This window comes from Rhizobium sp. BR 317 (genome assembly GCF_047445835.1).
Taxonomy (GTDB): domain Bacteria; phylum Pseudomonadota; class Alphaproteobacteria; order Rhizobiales; family Rhizobiaceae; genus Rhizobium; species Rhizobium paranaense.
Map to the genome: position 1 here is coordinate 1 of NZ_JARWLB010000013.1, position 17,951 is coordinate 17,951.

The 17,951-nt window shown below is 61.3% G+C and carries 17 protein-coding genes; 11 read left to right on the forward strand and 6 right to left on the reverse strand.

From position 1 onward, the window contains the following. The 9 genes from QD357_RS20000 to QD357_RS20040 form a co-directional block, all read left to right on the forward strand. Positions 1-396: formyltetrahydrofolate deformylase (locus QD357_RS20000; RefSeq protein ID WP_414124889.1), on the forward strand; the 396-nt coding region annotated here is incomplete at its 5' end. A gap of 222 nt (positions 397-618) precedes the next feature. After that, a complete protein-coding gene (locus QD357_RS20005; RefSeq protein ID WP_107106605.1) occupies positions 619-1,179 on the forward strand; it encodes a hypothetical protein in 561 nt (186 codons plus the stop codon). Between the two features lie 152 nt (positions 1,180-1,331). Next, complete coding sequence (locus tag QD357_RS20010; RefSeq protein WP_107106604.1) at positions 1,332-4,259, forward strand: aminotransferase; 2,928 nt, start codon at positions 1,332-1,334, stop codon at positions 4,257-4,259. 511 nt (positions 4,260-4,770) lie between these two features. Then, entirely contained in the window at positions 4,771-4,965 is a 195-nt protein-coding gene (locus QD357_RS20015) for a hypothetical protein (protein WP_107106603.1), read from the forward strand. A 297-nt stretch (positions 4,966-5,262) separates the two neighbouring features. Then, the gene (locus tag QD357_RS20020) at positions 5,263-6,261 is read left to right on the forward strand and encodes a P1 family peptidase (RefSeq protein WP_107106601.1); all 999 of its coding nucleotides are present in this window, start codon (positions 5,263-5,265) and stop codon (positions 6,259-6,261) included. 126 nt (positions 6,262-6,387) lie between these two features. Continuing rightward, positions 6,388-7,917 carry an ABC transporter substrate-binding protein gene (locus QD357_RS20025; protein ID WP_107106600.1) on the forward strand — a complete coding sequence of 510 codons (1,530 nt, stop codon included), beginning with the start codon at positions 6,388-6,390 and terminating at the stop codon, positions 7,915-7,917. 91 nt (positions 7,918-8,008) lie between these two features. Beyond that, positions 8,009-8,962 (forward strand): ABC transporter permease, encoded by a 954-nt coding sequence (locus QD357_RS20030; protein WP_107106599.1) that lies wholly within the window; start codon positions 8,009-8,011, stop codon positions 8,960-8,962. After that, the gene (locus QD357_RS20035) at positions 8,959-9,825 is read left to right on the forward strand and encodes an ABC transporter permease (protein WP_107106598.1); all 867 of its coding nucleotides are present in this window, start codon (positions 8,959-8,961) and stop codon (positions 9,823-9,825) included. The genes QD357_RS20030 and QD357_RS20035 overlap by 4 nt, the downstream gene beginning before the upstream one ends. A gap of 23 nt (positions 9,826-9,848) precedes the next feature. Next, positions 9,849-11,240, forward strand: a complete 1,392-nt coding sequence (locus QD357_RS20040; protein ID WP_107106597.1) for an amidase — start codon at positions 9,849-9,851, stop codon at positions 11,238-11,240. Positions 11,241-11,261: 21 nt separating this feature from the next. Here QD357_RS20040 and QD357_RS20045 read toward each other — a convergent pair whose 3' ends face one another. Continuing rightward, positions 11,262-11,741, reverse strand: coding sequence for an Lrp/AsnC family transcriptional regulator (locus QD357_RS20045; protein ID WP_107106596.1), 480 nt, complete (start codon positions 11,739-11,741; stop codon positions 11,262-11,264). 124 nt (positions 11,742-11,865) lie between these two features. Between QD357_RS20045 and QD357_RS20050 the strand changes: the two genes are divergently transcribed. After that, positions 11,866-12,831 carry a DMT family transporter gene (locus QD357_RS20050; RefSeq protein WP_107106595.1) on the forward strand — a complete coding sequence of 322 codons (966 nt, stop codon included), beginning with the start codon at positions 11,866-11,868 and terminating at the stop codon, positions 12,829-12,831. 36 nt (positions 12,832-12,867) lie between these two features. On the opposite strand, the gene QD357_RS20055 is transcribed toward QD357_RS20050, so the two are convergent. The 4 genes from QD357_RS20055 to QD357_RS20070 form a co-directional block, all read right to left on the reverse strand. Continuing rightward, positions 12,868-13,107, reverse strand: coding sequence for a hypothetical protein (locus QD357_RS20055; RefSeq protein ID WP_107106594.1), 240 nt, complete (start codon positions 13,105-13,107; stop codon positions 12,868-12,870). A 78-nt stretch (positions 13,108-13,185) separates the two neighbouring features. Beyond that, entirely contained in the window at positions 13,186-14,040 is an 855-nt protein-coding gene (locus tag QD357_RS20060; RefSeq protein ID WP_107106625.1) for an NlpC/P60 family protein, read from the reverse strand. Between the two features lie 115 nt (positions 14,041-14,155). Further along, positions 14,156-14,506 carry a MarR family transcriptional regulator gene (locus QD357_RS20065; RefSeq protein ID WP_107106593.1) on the reverse strand — a complete coding sequence of 117 codons (351 nt, stop codon included), beginning with the start codon at positions 14,504-14,506 and terminating at the stop codon, positions 14,156-14,158. A 304-nt stretch (positions 14,507-14,810) separates the two neighbouring features. Beyond that, a complete protein-coding gene (locus QD357_RS20070; RefSeq protein WP_414124890.1) occupies positions 14,811-16,202 on the reverse strand; it encodes a leucyl aminopeptidase family protein in 1,392 nt (463 codons plus the stop codon). Between the two features lie 149 nt (positions 16,203-16,351). On the opposite strand from QD357_RS20070, the gene QD357_RS20075 reads away from it, so the two are divergent. Then, positions 16,352-17,179: a tetratricopeptide repeat protein gene (locus tag QD357_RS20075; RefSeq protein WP_107106591.1), complete on the forward strand. Its 828-nt coding sequence runs from the start codon at positions 16,352-16,354 to the stop codon at positions 17,177-17,179. 5 nt (positions 17,180-17,184) lie between these two features. Here QD357_RS20075 and QD357_RS20080 read toward each other — a convergent pair whose 3' ends face one another. Next, on the reverse strand, positions 17,185-17,829 hold the full coding sequence (locus tag QD357_RS20080) for a LysE family translocator (RefSeq protein ID WP_414124891.1): 645 nt from the start codon (positions 17,827-17,829) through the stop codon (positions 17,185-17,187). Positions 17,830-17,951: the final 122 nt, after the last annotated feature.

The window sequence follows — 17,951 nt, forward strand, 5'->3', positions numbered from 1 at the left end:
CTGATCGTGCTTGCCCGCTACATGCAGGTGCTGTCGGATGCGCTGTGCAAGAAGATGTCGGGCAAGATCATCAACATCCACCATTCCTTCCTGCCGAGCTTCAAGGGCGCCAATCCGTACAAGCAGGCCTATGAGCGCGGCGTCAAGCTGATCGGGGCCACGGCGCATTACGTCACCGGCGATCTCGACGAAGGCCCGATCATCGAGCAGGACACGGCGCGCATCACGCATGCGCAGTCGGCGGAAGACTATGTGTCGATCGGCCGCGATGTCGAAAGCCAGGTGCTGGCCCGCGCCATCCATGCCCATATCCACTACCGCACCTTCCTCAACGGCAACCGCACCATCGTCTTCCCGGCAAGCCCCGGAAGCTATGCGTCGGAACGCATGGGCTGAGACGCGCAACGCTCGCCTTAGTTTTTTGAAGACAAAGCATTCTATCCGCTTGCAGGTCAGTCCACCTGCAGGCGGATGTTCCGGCGGACTGTTTCAAGCCGCCCGATGACGCGGCATTCGCAAGCGCGCGATTTGGTCCGAAGGACCACTATTTCCTTTTCCCGCCAAATTGCGATTTAATGCGACCGGTATCGAGTCGCTTGGAAGTTGCGGAGGAGGAAAATGCGATCATATCTGGATAGAATCCTGCCGCTTTCGGCCCTTGCTATCCTTGTGAGCACACAGGTGTCGACTGCCGCGATGACCTCGGAAGAAGACCCTACGAAGATCGATCTCACTAAACTGATCGAATGCACGACATACGACGTGCAAAGCTATAACAGCTTTGCCATGTGGCTGACCGGACCGGAAAGCGAAGATGCGATGAGACAGTTCGGCATTACCGAACAGCCCTCAAACAGCCTTCTGCTGCGGGAATTCAAGCTGGCAAAGCCGATTAGCGTTTTCGGGCGACAGACCGACAGGATCGCTTTTGCCTCCTCCGGCCCGCTTGCCCTGCTCAACGAGTCCGATCCACATCCTATTGCCAAGCAATTGGATGTCACCGCCGCGGTCGACAGGTTCGACAAATTCCTTGCCGAAAGGGAGATATTCTCCAAAAAGGAGCAATTGGAGAATTCCGATACGGTCCTGCACTCGCGCATTGCCCTCGATGTCTCGACCGATATCAACCATCCCGGCAAGACGCTCGCCGGCTGCAGCTATTCAATCGAGGTTGAGTGAAGTCTGCGTTCAAATGAACGCATGGCACTCTAGGCGAGCGCAATCGGGAGCCTATCTTCCGTATTAACGTTAGATCATCCTATTCGCTTTCGGTGATTTTCTTTTGGACGGAATGGTTTAGTGTCGATGCAGATGAACCATCCGGGGGTGCCATGACCGACGCCGCGCTCGTCAATCGTATGCAACTGCCAAGACCGGATACCACGCCGGAGGCGGCGGCGGAGATCTTGCAGACGCATTATGGCCTGGCCGGAACGATCACCGAACTCGGCAGCCAGCAGGACCGCAACTATCGCATCGACGCCGGTAACAATAGCTACGTTCTGAAGATCTGTCGGACGGAATACGACACGGTCGAGCTGGAGGCGCAGAACGCCGCCATCCGGCATCTGCATGCCAAACCGGATGCGCCGCGCGTACCCAATATCATCCCCTCGCTGAACGGCCGGGACATTCTTGTCGTCACCATTCGCGAGCAGGATTATCTCGTCCGGCTGCTCAGCTATCTCCCCGGCCAATCGCTGACGCGGCGCAAGCACCTGCCCACCGCCTCCGTTTCCGCGCTGGGTGCGCTCGCGGGGCGGCTCGCCCGCGATCTCGCTGATTTCGAACATCCCGGCCTCCATCGCAGCCTGCAATGGGACCTGCGCCGCGCCGGGCCGATTGCCGTGCAGCTCTTGTCGGCCATCACCGATCACGAAGCGCGCGACCGCATCGCCAAGGCAATGGTTGCGGCCGTCAAGCGCATCCAGCCGCTTGCAAGCGGGCTACGCGTGCAGCCCGTGCATCACGACGTCACTGGCGACAATGTCGTCAGCCACCCGGATGCGCATGGGCAGCCTATCCCGGATGGGGTGATTGATTTCGGGGACATCATCCAGGGCTGGCTGGTGGGCGACCTCGCCGTCACCTGCGCCTCGCTGCTCCACCATGCAGAAGGCGATCCCTTCTACATCCTCCCCGCCATCAAGGCCTATCACGCGATCTATCCGCTCGGGGAGGCCGAATTGAAGGCGCTCTGGCCGCTGATCGTCGCCCGCGCGGTGATTCTTGCCGCCAGCGGCGAGAAGCAGCTCGCCATCGACCCCGACAACGACTATGTACGCGGCAATCTGGAACTCGAGCGCGAGATTTTCGACGTCGCTACCGGCGCGCAGCCGGACGTGATGGAAGCGGCGATCCTGCGGGCCGCAGGCATCGATCTCGCTCCAATCGCCACCGAAGGCTGGTCCGCATTGCTGCCGGATATCGCATCGGATCATATTGCCGCCGTCGATCTTTCCGCGACCAGCCCGCATTTTTTCGACGGCAACTGGCTGAAGCCCGACATGGACTGGCGGTTGCTTGCCAAAGCGGCTATCGCCTCCGGCTCGGCTGCAACCCGCTACGGCGAATTCCGTCTATCGCATGCCGATCTCCTCAGCATGACGCCGCCGCAGAATTTCGCGTTGCATAACGATATCTGCCTGCCAGCCGGCACTACCGTCACAGCCCCCTTTGCCGGGCGCATCCAGTGGAACGGCCAACATCTCGTTCTGGTCGGCGAAGCCGTCAGCCTGCATCTTGATGGCGTCGAGTGTACTCTGGAAGAGGGCGCCGGTGTGGAGCAAGGGGCGATCGTCGGCACCATCGGCAGCGAGGGCTCGGCCATCGGGGGACTGCGCGTGCAGCTCTGCCGCGTCCCGGGGCTGGTGCCGCCGCTTTTTGCCACCGCCGATCAGGCCGATGGCTGGTCGACCCTCTGCCCCTCGCCCGCCATGCTTCTCAGCCAGGCCTGCGAAGCGCCGCGACTGGATAGCGCCGCACTTCTTACGCAACGCGAAGCGCATTTTGCCAAGCCGCAAAAGCATTATTACGACGCTCCACCGCAGATCGAGCGTGGCTGGCATGAATTCGTGTTCGACACGGAAGGGCGCGCCTATCTCGACATGGTCAACAACGTGACCATGCTCGGCCATGCGCATCCACGGCTGACGGCGGCTATCGAGCGGCAATGGTCACGGCTCAACACCAATTCCCGCTTCCATTACGCAGCCGTTGCTGAATTTTCGGAGCGCCTGGCAGCCTTGGCGCCGGATGCTCTCGACAGCGTCTTCCTTGTCAACAGCGGTTCAGAGGCCAACGATCTCGCCATCCGGCTTGCCTGGGCGCATACGGCCAAGAAAAACATGCTTTGCCTGCTGGAGGCCTATCACGGCTGGACGCTGGCAAGCGATGCCGTCTCCACCTCCATTGCCGATAATCCACGGGCGTTGACGACGCGTCCGGACTGGGTGCATCCGCTCGTTTCGCCCAATACCTATCGCGGCCCGTTCCGCGGTCCGGATTCGGCTGTGGACTACATGGCTGGCGTCACGACCCTGCTGGAGGGCGTGGACGAGAAGGGCGAGGGTCTTGCCGGCTTCATCGCAGAACCGGTCTACGGCAACGCCGGGGGCATCGCCCTGCCGCGCGGCTATCTCGCCGATGTCTACGCGGCCGTGCGTCAGCGCGGCGGCCTTTGCATCGCCGACGAGGTGCAGGTGGGTTACGGCCGGCTCGGCCATCATTTCTGGGGCTTCGAGAGCCAGGACGTCGTGCCCGATATCATCACCATCGCCAAGGGCATGGGCAACGGCCATCCGCTCGGCGCCGTTATCACGAGGCGGGAGATTGCCGAATCACTGGAGAAAGAGGGCTATTTCTTCTCCTCCGCCGGCGGCAGTCCGGTGAGCTCGGTGGTCGGCCTGACCGTGCTGGACATCATGACGGACGAAGGCCTGCAGGAGAATGCCCGAATCATCGGCGACCACCTGAAGGCAGGGCTGATCGCGCTGATGGACCATTTCCCGCTGATCGGTGCCGTGCACGGCATGGGCCTCTATCTCGGCGTCGAATTCGTCCGCGATCACGAGACGCTGACACCCGCGACGGAAGAGACGGCCGCTATCTGCGAACGGATGCTCGGGCTTGGCGTCATCATGCAGCCGACCGGCGATCACCTGAATGTGTTGAAGATAAAACCGCCGCTTTGCCTCTCGGCGGAAAGCGCCGATTTCTTCGTCAACGCCCTGGAAAAGGCGCTGAATGACGGCTTTTAGGCCCGTTATTCCCCGCGTTAACCATTGAGGTGATTTGGTGACGGAGCGATTTTAATCCTCCGAGGGCATTGTCGAATCTCATCGCAATTCCTATCTGTCTGACGGTGATCGGCAATGCCGCTCCGGGACGGGAGGGTCGCGAGAAGTTGATATAGTCTTTCTCGCAATTCAGCCTGATACGGAATTTTATTTTCCTGGTCGCCGACATTTTGACATCTTTCGGAATATGTTTCTGAAGATGAAATTGTTATTCTCTACTAAGTTTGTAGATAATAGCATACCAGATCGCGGGTTCCGCACTCGGAGCTCACACAAGTGCAACGCCAACTAAGGAAGTGACATGCTGAACTCTGTAGTCATCGCTTCGATCCTTGGGCGGTCCGTGCTTGGCCATGACCGCTCGGGCGTACTCTCCCGCCCGCGCTGTCGAATGTGACGTTCGTCCCCTTATCGGATTCAAACAGTCAATTCGCCATGTCTGCGCCGCTAGGGCGCGGAGGGAGTATTTTTTATGAAGAAACAAGTCATCGAATATGCTGGCGTTCCCGTCGGCATCGTCATTCCGGATGAAGACCGGCTGAAGTTTATCGCAGTGAAATACCACGTCCACGATCTGGACGAGCAGCGTTTCAGAAGCGCGGACGAGGTCAAGCTCGCCATCCGCGATCTCCTCATCCGCCAACAGGCCAAGCCGATCCACGTTTGATGGATCGGTTTAGCTGTTTCACAAGTTCATCACATCACCAGCCCTCGCTCTTTTAGGGACGCTTCGCTCCCGGAGCGGGGGCTGATCTTTTTGGCCGATCTTTCGCACGCCTCTTCGTCCGATCGCCGCATTTGCTCCGCACTCATGGCGAGGTGCGCAGGCTGAAAGCCGGAGCCTCGAACCACGAGGGTCGGCCCGAGCAGTACCCCCATTCGACAACCCCATCTTGTCTTTTCCCTTTCTTTGCGATCCTATCGCCATGACGACCTCGCGCTTTGAAAGGCGAAGGATTTTTCATTGGCTGATCTCCTCAATCTTCTGACCGATATCGAAGGCGTCTCCGTCGGTCATTGCACCGATCCTGCGCTGGGCTCCGGTGTCACCGCCATCATCTTCGAGGAACCTGCGGTCGCCTCCTGCTCCGTGCTCGGCGGCGCGCCGGGCGGACGCGACACGGCATTGCTCGATCCGGCGATGACGGTCAGTGTGGTCGACGGGCTGGTGCTGTCGGGCGGCTCGGCCTTCGGGCTCGATGCGGCGGGCGGCGTGCAGGCAGGCTTGCGCGATATCGGCCGCGGCCTGCAGGTTGGCACCGCCCGCGTGCCGCTGGTGCCGCAGGCGATCCTCTTCGACCTCATCAATGGCGGCAACAAGGATTGGGGCCTGCATTCGCCCTATCGCGATATGGGTTACGCCGCCTTCAAGGCGGCAGGCAAGGGCGCCTTCCCGCTCGGCACCGTGGGTGCCGGCACGGGCGCGACGACGGCGATGGTCAAGGGCGGCCTCGGCTCAGCCAGCGCCGTCAGCAGCCAGGGACATAGGATCGCGGCCATCGTCGCCGTCAATGCGCTGGGTTCTGCCACCATAGGCGAAGGACCGCATTTCTGGGCCGCACCCTTCGAGATCGACGGCGAATTCGGCGGCCTCGGCATGCCCGAAACCATCGACTCGCGCCTCAGGCTGAAGGGAGCGAATGTTACTGCAACAACGATCGGCGCCATCGTTACCGACGCTGCATTGACCAAGGCGGAAGCGCACCGGCTGTCGATCTGCGGCCATGACGGCTTTGCCCGTGCGCTGTTGCCCGCGCATCTGCCGCTCGACGGCGACACGGTTTTCGCCGCGTCGACGGGCAAGCACGAAAGAGCTGACCTGCAAAGCTTCATGGAACTCTGCCATCTCGCCGCCATCGTCATGGCGCGCGCCGTTGCCCGGGGCGTCTATGAGGCGACGGCGCTGCCGGTCCAGGGCGCGCTGCCGGCCTGGCGGGACCGCTTTCCGGATCGCGTGACCTAACCGGAGTTTTGCCCACGTAGACCCGGGCGCTGATCTATTTCGACCCTGCAAGATGACGCTATTTTGAAAAATTGGCCGTATGCCGAAGGGAAAATCGGTATCGCGAGCCGCAGCAAGGGAACTGAGATGACCAAAATTTTACGTCTGAGGCTCAGCGATTTTGCACGCCGTCTTGCCTATGGTGCCGCGATGTCTGCTGGGCTGCTGATGCTCGGCATGGCGCCGGCGGAAGCAGCCAAGACGACGCTGAACATCGGCATGAGCGTCGAACCCACAGGCCTCGATCCGACGATCGCTGCGCCTGTCGCGATCGGCCAAGTCACCTGGCAAAATATCTTCGAAGGGCTGGTCGCCATCGACGAAAGCGGCAAGATCGTTCCGCAGCTCGCGAAAAGCTGGGATATTTCTCCCGACGGCCTCACCTATACATTCAAGCTGCAGACCGGCGTCAAATTCCATGACGGCGAGGCGTTCGATGCAACAACGGCGAAATTCGCACTCGACCGCGCTCGCGACGCCAAGTCCGTCAATCCGCAGAAACGGTTCTTCGCCACCATCGCCTCGATCGACACGCCGGACCCCGAAACGCTGGTGCTGCATCTCTCGTCTCCGACCGGCAGCCTGCTCTATTGGCTCGGCTGGCCGTCTTCGGTCATGGTCGGCTCGAAATCTGCTGCCGACGACAAGACGACGCCTGTCGGCACCGGCCCATTTAAATTCTCGGCCTGGGGCAAGGGCGACCATGTGGAGCTCGTAAAGAATCCGGACTACTGGAACAAATCCGTCGACGTGAAGCTCGACAAGGTGACCTTCCGCTTCATTTCCGATCCGCAGGCGGAAGCCGCAGCCCTGAAGGCCGGCGACCTCGATGCATTTCCGGAATTCGCCGCACCCGAGCTGATGAGCTCTTTCGACGGCGATGCGCGACTGATGACCAAGGTCGGCAATACCGAACTCAAAGTCGTCGCCGGCATGAACAACACGCGCAAACCCTTCGACGATAAGCGCGTGCGCCAAGCCCTGATGATAGCGCTCGATCGCAAGACGATCATCGAGGGCGCCTGGTCCGGTTTCGGCACGGCGATCGGCAGCCACTACACGCCGAACGACCCGGGATATCAGGACCTGACGGGGACATTGCCCTATGACCCAGCCAAGGCCAAGGCGCTGCTTGCCGAGGCAGGCTATCCCAACGGCTTCACCTTCACCATCAAGACGCCGCAGATGGCCTATGCGCCCCGTAGCGCCCAGGTGATGCAGGCGATGTTTGCCGATATCGGCGTCACCATGAATATTGAGCCGACGGAATTCCCGGCAAAATGGGTGCAGGACGTCTTCACCGGCCGCGACTACGACATGACCATCGTAGCCCATGCCGAGCCACTGGACATCGACATMTATTCGCGCGAACCCTATTATTTCAATTATAAGAACCCGGTCTTCAACGAGCTGATGAAGAAGATCCAGCTAACCGCCGATCCTGCTGTGCAGAACAAGCTCTATGGCGAGGCGCAAAGCATTCTTGCCGAGGATGCCCCCGCGCTCTTCCTCTTCGTCATGCCGAAACTCGGGGTCTGGGACAAGAAGCTGAAAGGGCTCTGGGAGAACGAGCCGATCCCCTCGAATGTCTTGGCCAACGTCTCCTGGGAAGACTGATCTCTTTCACTCCCGCACACACGGCAGGGCGGACCCCTTCGCCCGCCGTGAAATGTTTCGATGCCGGACCTGATCCGGCGGTGGACATGCAATGATCGTACTTCTTACCCGCCGGATCATAGGTCTTATCCTGACCCTGATCGCCGTTTCGTTGCTGGTCTTTACGGTGATGGCCCTGCTGCCGGGCGATCCCGCCGCCATCACGCTCGGCACCTCGGCGACGCCGGAGACGCTTGCGGCGCTGCGGCACGACATGGGCCTCGATCGACTATTGTTCATTCGCTACGGCCAATGGCTTGCCGGCGCGCTGACGGGCGATCTCGGCAAATCCTATACTTACGGCGTGCCGGTCGCCGGTCTCATCATCGAGCGGCTGGCCGTAACGTTGCCGCTTGCCATCCTCGCCATCATCCTTTCCATGCTCGTCGCCGTGCCGCTTGGCGCCGCCGCCGCCGCAAGACGCGGCGGCTTCTTCGACATGGTCGCCACCTTGTTTTCACAGATGGGTATCGCCGTTCCGGGCTTCTGGGTCGGCCTGCTGCTGATCCTCCTGTTTGCCACCTCGCTCGGCTTGGCGCCGGCCGGCGGCTTTCCTGGCTGGAGCAACGGAGTTTGGCCCGCCTTGAAATCGCTCGTGCTGCCGGCTGTCGCGCTGGCTCTGCCGCAGGCGGCGGTATTGACCAGGGTTACTCGCTCGGCCGTACTCGACACGCTGCATGAGGATTTTGCCCGCACGGCAGTCGCCAAGGGCCTGTCGCGCAGCGGCGTGCTCTGGGGGCATGTGGTGCCGAATGCGCTGGTGCCGGTGCTCACCATCCTCGGGCTGCAGTTCACCTTTCTGGTTGCAGGCGCCGTGCTGATCGAGAATGTCTTCACCCTGCCTGGCCTCGGTCGCCTCGCCTATCAGGCGCTCAGCCAGCGTGATGTCATCGTGCTTCAGGACGTCGTGCTGTTCTTTGCCGGCCTCGTCATCGTCGTGAACTTTCTGGTGGATCTCTCCTATCTCGCCATCGACCCCAGACTGCGCGCCGGAGGGGCACGATGAACATCGTCGAAACCGTCGCCCCTGCCCTGCCACGTCGCTCCCGTTTTCGGGTGCTGCGGCGCACGAACCTCATGCTCGGCGCCCTGATCATCGTCGCCCTCGTCTGCGTCGCCATCGTCTCGCTGTTCTGGACGCCTGTACCGCCGGCGAAGATGCAGATCATCCACAAGCTGCTACCACCTTTCGGCTTCGGCCTTCTCGGCACCGATCAGCTTGGCCACGACGTATTGTCGATGCTGATGGCCGGCTGCTGGAATTCGCTGTCGATCTCCGTTTCTGCCGTTGCGATCGGCGGGACGCTCGGAACAATCATCGGCGTTACCGTCGCTGCGCAACGGGGCCTGCTCGAAGCGCTCGTCATGCGGGCCTGTGACGTGATCTTCGCATTGCCGCCAATCCTCTCGGCGATGATCCTCGGCGCATTTCTCGGAACCGGGCGCGAAACCGCCATTATCGCGATTGCCGTCTTCATGGTGCCCGTATTTGCCCGCGGCGCACTCGCTTCGGCGCTGCAGGCCTGGAGCCGGGATTATGTGCTGGCGGCGCGCGCCATCGGCAATACGCAGCTTGCCATTACGGTCCGCCATGTCCTGCCGAACATCATGGGTAGCATCATCGTTCAGGCGACGATCCAGCTTGGCCTCGCGATCCTGACCGAGGCCGGGCTTGCCTACCTGGGCCTCAGCGTGCCGCCGCCGGCGCCGACCTGGGGGCGGATGCTTGCTGACGCGCAGACCTATTTCCAGGCCGCGCCGTGGCTGGCCCTGCTGCCAGGCCTTGCCATCGCGCTCTCCGTCCTCGGCTTCAACCTGCTTGGCGACGGGCTACGCGATCTCCTCGACCCCCGCGAAGCGACACGCTGATTGAGACATAAAGAGTATAGATCATGACCGAAGCGACCGATCTTTCCATCCACGAACTCAAAGGCAAATTCACTGAGAAGAGCCTGTCTCCCACCGAATATTGGCTTGCACTCGAAAAGCATATCGAGGCGTGGGAACCGACAATATCGGCTCTCTATGCCTATGATCCCGAGGATGCGCGCAGGCAGGCGGCCGCGTCCACGGAGCGCTGGGCAAAGGGCGCGCCGCTTGGACCTCTCGACGGCATTCCGGTGACGCTGAAGGAACTGATCGCCACCAAGGGGCAGCCGGTACCGCTTGGCACGGCCGCGGTCGAGCTCATTCCCGCCGCCGAGGATGCGCCGATCGCCGCGCGCCTGCGCGAGGATGGCGCAGTGATTTTCGCCAAGACCACCTGCCCGGATTACGGCATGCTCTCCTCCGGCCTTTCCAGCTTCCACCAGCTCAGCCGCAATCCGTGGGACCCCTCGCGGAATCCGGGCGGCTCCAGCGCCGGCGCATCCGCCGCAGCCGCAGCCGGCTATGGACCGCTGCATATCGGCACCGATATCGGCGGCTCGATACGCCTGCCGGCGGGCTGGACCGGCATTTTCGGCTTCAAGCCGAGCCATGGCCGCATTCCGATCGATCCCTATTATCTCGGGCGATGCGCCGGACCGATGACCCGCACCGTCGAGGATGCCGCCTTTTCCATGGCGACGCTCTCGCGTCCCGACTGGCGCGACTGCACCAGCCTGCCGCCAAACGAGATCGACTGGATGGATCTCGGCATCGATATCCGTGGCATGAAGATCGGCTTGATGCTGGAGGCAGGCTGCGGCCTGCCCGTCGAGGACGAAGTGCGCGACGCGGTCGTTGCCGCCGCCAAGCGTTTCGAGGCGGCCGGCGCCATCATCATCGACGTCGCGCCGGTGCTGACCCGGCAGATGCTGGACGGGCTTGATGCCTTCTGGCGCGCGCGTTTCTGGGGCGATATCGTCGGATTGAGCGAGGAACGCCGCAACAGCATCCTGCCCTATATCCATAGCTGGGCGAAGGGTGGCGCCGATATCAGTGGCGTCGATGCCGTGCGCGGCTTTAATCAGACCATCGAGATGCGTAGGAGTTGCGGAAGGCTCTTCGCAGAGGTGGACGTCGTGCTTTCGCCGACCAACCCGATCGTCTCCTATTCCGCCGAATGGGCCTCGCCCACCAACGACCCTGCCCTGCCCTTCGAGCATATCGGCTTTACTGTTCCCTGGAACATGTCGGAGCAGCCGGCCGCGTCGATCAATTGCGGCTTCTCCCGCTCCGGCATGCCGATCGGCCTGCAGATCATCGGCCCGCGCTTCGGCGATCTGTTGGTGCTGAAACTGTCGAATGCCTATGAGACATGGACCGGCGGGGTCACGAACTGGCCGAAGCGGCCGGGATGAACAGCAGGCATAGATAGTCGGCTAATCCCGCACCAATGGCACGGAAAGACCGATCTTCACCCGGTCCATGGTGACGAGCGATTTGAACTTCGTGACATTCGGATTGTCGTAGAACAGACGCCGCGTCAGCGCCTCGTAGTCGGACATGCTGGCCACGACGACGACAAGCACGAAATCCGCTTCGCCGGTGACCTGATAGCATTGCTGAACTTCCGGCGCCTCCAGGAAGCTGCGCTTTATCGCATTGACAAGGTCATAACGCTCGTTTGCGATATGGACCTCGACGATGATGGTAATCGGCAAACCCACGGCTGCCGGATCGACAACGACGATGTCAGCCTGAATGACGCCACTCGCCTGCATGCGCTTGATGCGCCGCTGCACGGCAGGCGCAGACAGATTGACCAGTTCACCAATCTTGCGCTGCGGAACAGCGTTGTCCTTTTGGAGGATTTCGAGAATCGCCAGGTCGAATTCATCGAGATCGACGGGTTTGCGCATTTCAAAACATCCTTACCGCAAAGAAGAAACAAAATTGCATGAAAACCATCAAAATGGAGCCAAATCCTCTTTCCGCCTGTATTAGCTTTGCGCCACAAATTACCTGACTTGCAAAGGCACGAGAATGTCACAACCGGACACTGAATACGATATGCGCGCCGCAGATCTTGGCGAGACGGCGAATGCAAACCACTCTGCCGCCGGCAAGGCAGGTTCCGACGGCTCGAAAGAGTTCTTTTTCGGCGTCGTGGCGATGCTCCTTGCGGCGCTCGCCATGAGCATCTCCCCAAGCCTCGTCCGTCTGGCCGACGTCGGACCTTTCGCCAGCGCATTCTGGCGTGTCTTCCTGGCCTTGCCGATCCTTTGGATCTGGATGCGATATGCGGAGGTTGCGGACGTCACGGCGCCTCGCGCCAGCTTTACGATACCGACCATTCTCGCCGCCATCGCCTTTACGGGTGACCTGCTCTTCTGGCACCTCGCCATCATGCAGACGACCATTGCCAATGCGACGTTCTTCGCAACCATGGCGCCGCTGTGGGTCGTCATTTTCGGCTGGCTTCTACTGCGGCAGAGGGTTGATCGTGCCACGCTTGTTGGCCTTCTGGTCTGCCTTGCAGGCGGTGCGGCGCTTGTGGCGCAAAGCCTTGCATTCAATCCAAGCCGCGCCGTCGGCGATGCGCTGGCTATCATTACCGGCGCCTTTTTCGGCCTCTATTTTCTGGCGGTCGGCACGGCGCGTCCAAACACAAATGCCGCGCGCGTCACCTTCGAGCTCAGCATCATGACCTCGGCGATCCTATTCCTCGCCGCCTTCTTCTTCGAACCGCGGATATTGCCGCAGTCGATCTCGGGATGGTGCGTGCTTCTGGCGCTCGGCCTTATCAGCCATGCCGGCGGACAGGGGCTGCTCTCGGTGGCGCTTGGAAAGCTGCCAACCGTCTTTTCCTCGCTCGTCATTTTCCTGGAATCGATCGCAGCCGCGCTTTTCGCCTGGTTCCTGTTCAGCGAAAACGTCACGCTGATACAGGCCCTCGGCGGTATCGTCATTATCGCCGGGATCTGGATCGCGCGGCCACGCACACCCTAAAAATACCTATTCGAAGCGAGCTGAGGGTGCCATCGCCTACCGGGTGGTGGCATCCTTTTCGGGCATGTCGGCATTGAGATCGCGCAGCGCCTTTTCGATGACGCGTAGGTCGTCCTGAAGGCCATCATCTATGCTCATCATGCGTTTGCTGCCGGCACGCTGGATGCAGCACGCTTCGCTTTGCAGCTCACGGAGCCGATCGATCTTGCGACTATGCCTCAGATGAGCGTCGCGCAGGATATCCCTGACCACCTGTTCCATCGCCGTAATTGGCATGATGCTTCTCCTCTCGAACAAGACGGGTGTTCAATCGAGGAAATAACGGTTTAGATTCAGGCTGGTTCCGGCCGGCTCTCAACCCGCCAGGCGGCGGTAGCCTGTCGGCTGCTCATAGAGCCAGCCGATGCGCTCGACGGCGGCGGCAAAATCTTCACGCGCCGTGGTCATGGTATGGCCGTTGGCATGCACGATGGTTTTCTCGTCTTCCATGATGGCGACATGGCCTTTCCAGAAGACGAAATCGCCGCGGCGCAATTCCTCGCGGCTGATCGGTTCGCCGAGGCCAGCCGCCTGCATGTCCGTATCGCGCAGCGAGGCGCGGCCCGTCATCAGCAATGCGAGCTGCACCAGTGCGGAGCAATCGATGCCGAGGCCGGACCGACCGCCCCAGAGATAGGGGGTTTCCAGGAACCGCAAGGCGACATCGACATAATCGCCGCCGTCATTGTAACCGATCGGCTGTACATGCTTGGCGAAGATGGCCGTGCCGTCTTCGAGGACGACATAGTGGTTCCCCCGCGTCTCGGCCGTGCCGGTGACGCGCACACGGCTGCCCATGGACAGGATATCGGTATGGGGCTTGCGCAGCTCCGGCTCGGGATAGAGAAACGTCCGCTGTGTCACAACGACATGAGTGGGTGGCGCCTGTTCACTCCGGATCGTATTTTCGGGAAGATAGCCGACATAACCATCCGACAACGCTTTCACCCAGCACCAGCCATCCTTTCGCTCGAAGACATCGACCTCTTCGCCAAACAAGAGTTCGGTATCGATGCCGCGCGCCAGATCCGGCTGCTGGCGAAGCGCGACGACGGGAGCGACGACCTGCGCCCTGGTACCCTCGACAAAACGGTCGGCCTCGACCTTGCCCCGCAGAGAGGCTTCGGCAAGATCGGGCCGAAAGGCGTTGAGGCGGCGGTCGAGCATCATGAGCATGGTCCTCTAGAGCAATTCCAGGAAAAGTGCGTGAGCCGCTTTCCGTCCGTAATTGCGTGAAAACAAAGAGATAGAGCAGTTCAGCGATTCCGTGAAGCGCTGAACTGCTCTAGACTGATAGTTTGCGGCCTTGCTCGATGACGAGATCACCGAGCTTTTCCAGATAGAGCGCGCCTGAGACAGTACGCTTGATGATGACATTGCGGCGATCACGCTCGTCGCGGACGCGGTCGACCAGCCCCATCTCACCCATCGTGTCCAGGGCACGGGTGATGACCGGCTTGGTTACGCCAAGCGTTGCGGCGAGCCCCCGCACCGTATGCGGTGGCGGCACGAGATAGATCTGCAGGAGGATCGCCATCTGCCGAAGCGTCAGATCATGACCCTCGCGACGCACCTGCTCGAGCGCCACGCCTTGCCAGAGGCCAAGAGCCTGCGAGGCAGAGAGTTCAAGCGGCAAGGGCAACCTCGGAGATCGTTACGCTACCGTTTCAGTCTCGGCCAAGATCATGGCGGTTTCAAGGGGAATTCGCCAACCTTCGCCCCGCGATGCGGGGAGAAGGTGGGACCGAGACATAGAGCGGAGCGAAAGGTCGAGGGCTCGGATGAGGGGCTTTCTCGAAAGCAACCCCAAAACGGGAATCTCCGTCTTTTCGGACCGGTTATCGGTGATGGTCAGGCCAGTCCGCCGTTGTCGTGCTTTTGTGCCTGGCCCCTCACCCTAACCCTCTCCCCGCGATGCGGGGAGAGGGGACTATAGGCCTCTACCGCACACTCTGCCGGATATGATGATACAGCGCCCGGATCGCCTGCGCCTCGCCGCCGCCCGGCGAATGCGGGCGTTCGCTCTGTGCCCAGCCGAAGATGTCGAAATGCGCCCAGCTCGGCGTTTTCGTCACGAAGCGCTTGAGGAACAGGGCAGCGGTGATCGAGCCTGCCATGCCACCGGCGGGGGCGTTGGTGATATCGGCGAATTTGGCACGGATATCCTTGTCGTAGCCCATATAGAGCGGCATGCGCCACAGCGGGTCGTCGGTCTCGAGGCTCGCTTCGGTGAGATCGCGGGCGAGATCGTCATCATCCGTAAAGAAGGGTGGCAGGTCCGGGCCAAGCGCGACACGGGCTGCACCGGTCAGCGTCGCCATGTCGATCAACAGATCGGGCACTTCTTCGTCGGCATAGGACAGTGCGTCGGCGAGGATCAGACGGCCTTCGGCGTCGGTATTGTCGATCTGCACGGTCAGGCCCTTGCGGCTCTTGTAGATGTCGCCGGGACGGAAGGCATTGGACGAAATCGAGTTTTCGACGACCGGAATGATGACGCGCAGATCGACCTTCAGCTTGGCGTCCATGATCATCAGCGCCAGGCCCATGACGTTGGCGGCGCCGCCCATATCCTTTTTCATCAGCAGCATGGAAGATGCAGGCTTGATATCGAGGCCGCCGGTGTCGAAGCAGACGCCCTTGCCGACTAAGGTAATGCGGCGATGACCCTTTTTGCCCCAGCGCAGCTCCAGCAGGCGCGGCGCATCGGCGCTGGCGCGGCCGACTGTATGAACCAGCGGGAAATTCTCCTTCAGGAGGTCATCGCCGACGATGACGGACACATCCGCCTTATAATGTGCGGCGAGTGCCCGGAAGGCTGCTTCTAGCTGTTMCGGCCCCATATCGTTCGTCGGCGTATTGATGAGGTCGCGGGCAAGGAAGACGCCGGCGAGCTGGCGCTTGATGTCGGTCGCGTCCGTGTCGCGCGGGATCATCAGCGTCGGCGGAGTTGCCTTTTCCGATTTGTAACGCTCGAACCGGTAGCTGCCGAGGCCGAAGCCGAGCGAAAGCCGGTTTGCCGTGAGCGGTGCGGTCTCGATATGCCAATCGCCGGCCGGCAGGTTGCGCGCCAGCCTGCCAGTCAGGAAGGGCTGTTCCGAAGGGTTGGAGCCAAGGCCGAACAATGCGCCGCCGAGATGGCCTTCCTCGGTCGGAATCAATAGCAACGAACCGCTATCGGCCTTGTAGCCGGCCTTACGCGCCCAATCGAGCGCGATGGGATCGATGGTGCCGGTCTCGATATGCGCCGGAGTGACGGCAAAGATCGGCAACGTCGCACCGCCCTTCGAGTTGAAGGGACTTGCACGCTCGATGAATTGATAGGGGGCCATAACTATCCTTTGGCAATGATTTCCGAGAATCGCAGATTAACTGTCTGTTAGGGTTAACAGATTATTGCTGGAGCGAACATTGCGTCAAACCTTTCCCTGTTCCGATTTGAGGCCAGGCGCAGGACTCAAGCATTCCGGGAATAGGCGCCATGGCCACTTCGTCAACCTCGTCTACATTCAAGACCTTCCTGCTCCACAGTGCTTCGGCAGCGCTCGTGGCGCTTGCCCTCGCCGGCTGCTCGACGACCGGCAAAGACAAAATGACGACCGGCTCCATCCCGACGATGTCGAAGAAGCCAGTCGAAGAGATGAACGGCTCGGATCTCGCGCAGGCGACCCTTAGCCTTGGCAAAGCCTATGACGCCAATCCGAAAGACCGCGATACCGGCGTCAACTACGCCAACGCGCTGCGCATGAGCGGCCGCAACGATCAGGCGCTCGCGGTCATGCAGCAGGTGGCGATCGCACATCCGAATGATCGTGGCGTGCTGGCTGCCTACGGCAAGGCCCAAGCCGCCGCCGGGCAGCTCCAGGACGCGCTCGCGACCATCGATCGCGCGCAGACGCCGGACCGGCCGGATTGGCGGCTGGTTTCGGCCGAAGGCGCGATCCTCGATCAGCTCGGGCGCTCGACCGAGGCGCGCGGCAAATATCGCGACGCCCTGGTGTTGCAGCCGAACGAGCCGTCGATCCTTTCCAATCTCGGCATGTCCTACGTGCTGACCGGCGATCTGAAGTCCGCCGAGACCTATCTTCGCTCCGCCGTCGCTCAGCCGGCGGCCGACAGCCGCGTCCGCCAGAACCTGGCTCTCGTGGTCGGGCTGCAGGGCCGCTTCGCCGAAGCCGAGCAGATCGCCCGCCAGGAACTGACAGCGCAGCAGGCCAACGCCAATGTCGCTTATCTGCGCTCCATGCTGGCGCAGCAGAATTCCTGGCAGAAGCTCGCTGCCGGCGACGCCAAGAAAGCGGTCAACTAAACCTTTTAGCGCCAGATGTGACGCGGCAGGCCTTCCGTGACTAGCCGGGCGCCGAGCGCTCCCATGACGGCGCCTGCGACCCTGTCGATCCAGAGCTTCGCCCCGAGATAGAGCGCGCGTGGACGGTTCGATGAAAAGGCGATGGTCACCACCGTGTACCAGCCCACCTCGATGGCGAAGACGGCCGGCGGCAAAGCGAAAATCAGCCATGCAACGGGCTGCGCGGGGAGAAGCGCGGCAAAGATGCTGCCGTAGAAGATGGCCGTCTTCGGATTGCTGAGCTGCGTTCCAAGCGCGAACCAGAAATTGCGCCGGATACTCCCGCCGCTCGGGGTGGCAGGGGTGTCGATAGCGACGTCATGTGCCGCGCCGCGCCAAATGCGAATGCCGATATAGATCAGATACAGGCCGCCGGCGACCTTCAGCGAGAGATACAGCCATTCGACTTGCATCAGAAGCGCATTCAAGCCGAACAAGGCCAAGGTCGCGAAGGTAACACTGCCCACGCCCATGCCGAGAGCGGCGGCAAGGCCCGCCTTGCGCGACCGGGAAACGGCGATGCGGGAAACGAGAACGAAACTCGGGCCGGGACTGACCGCCCCAATGAAAACCGCAGCGATGATGCTGAAAAAGATGGCTATGGACKACATGCAAATCCTCCCGGACTAGCGTCCGGGCGAGCGGCGCTTTCCTCCCGCGCCGATACCATCCATCTCATCGCCCGTGACGCAGGATTGGAAACTAGTCACGTCCTACGCCGGCGGCAAGTTTG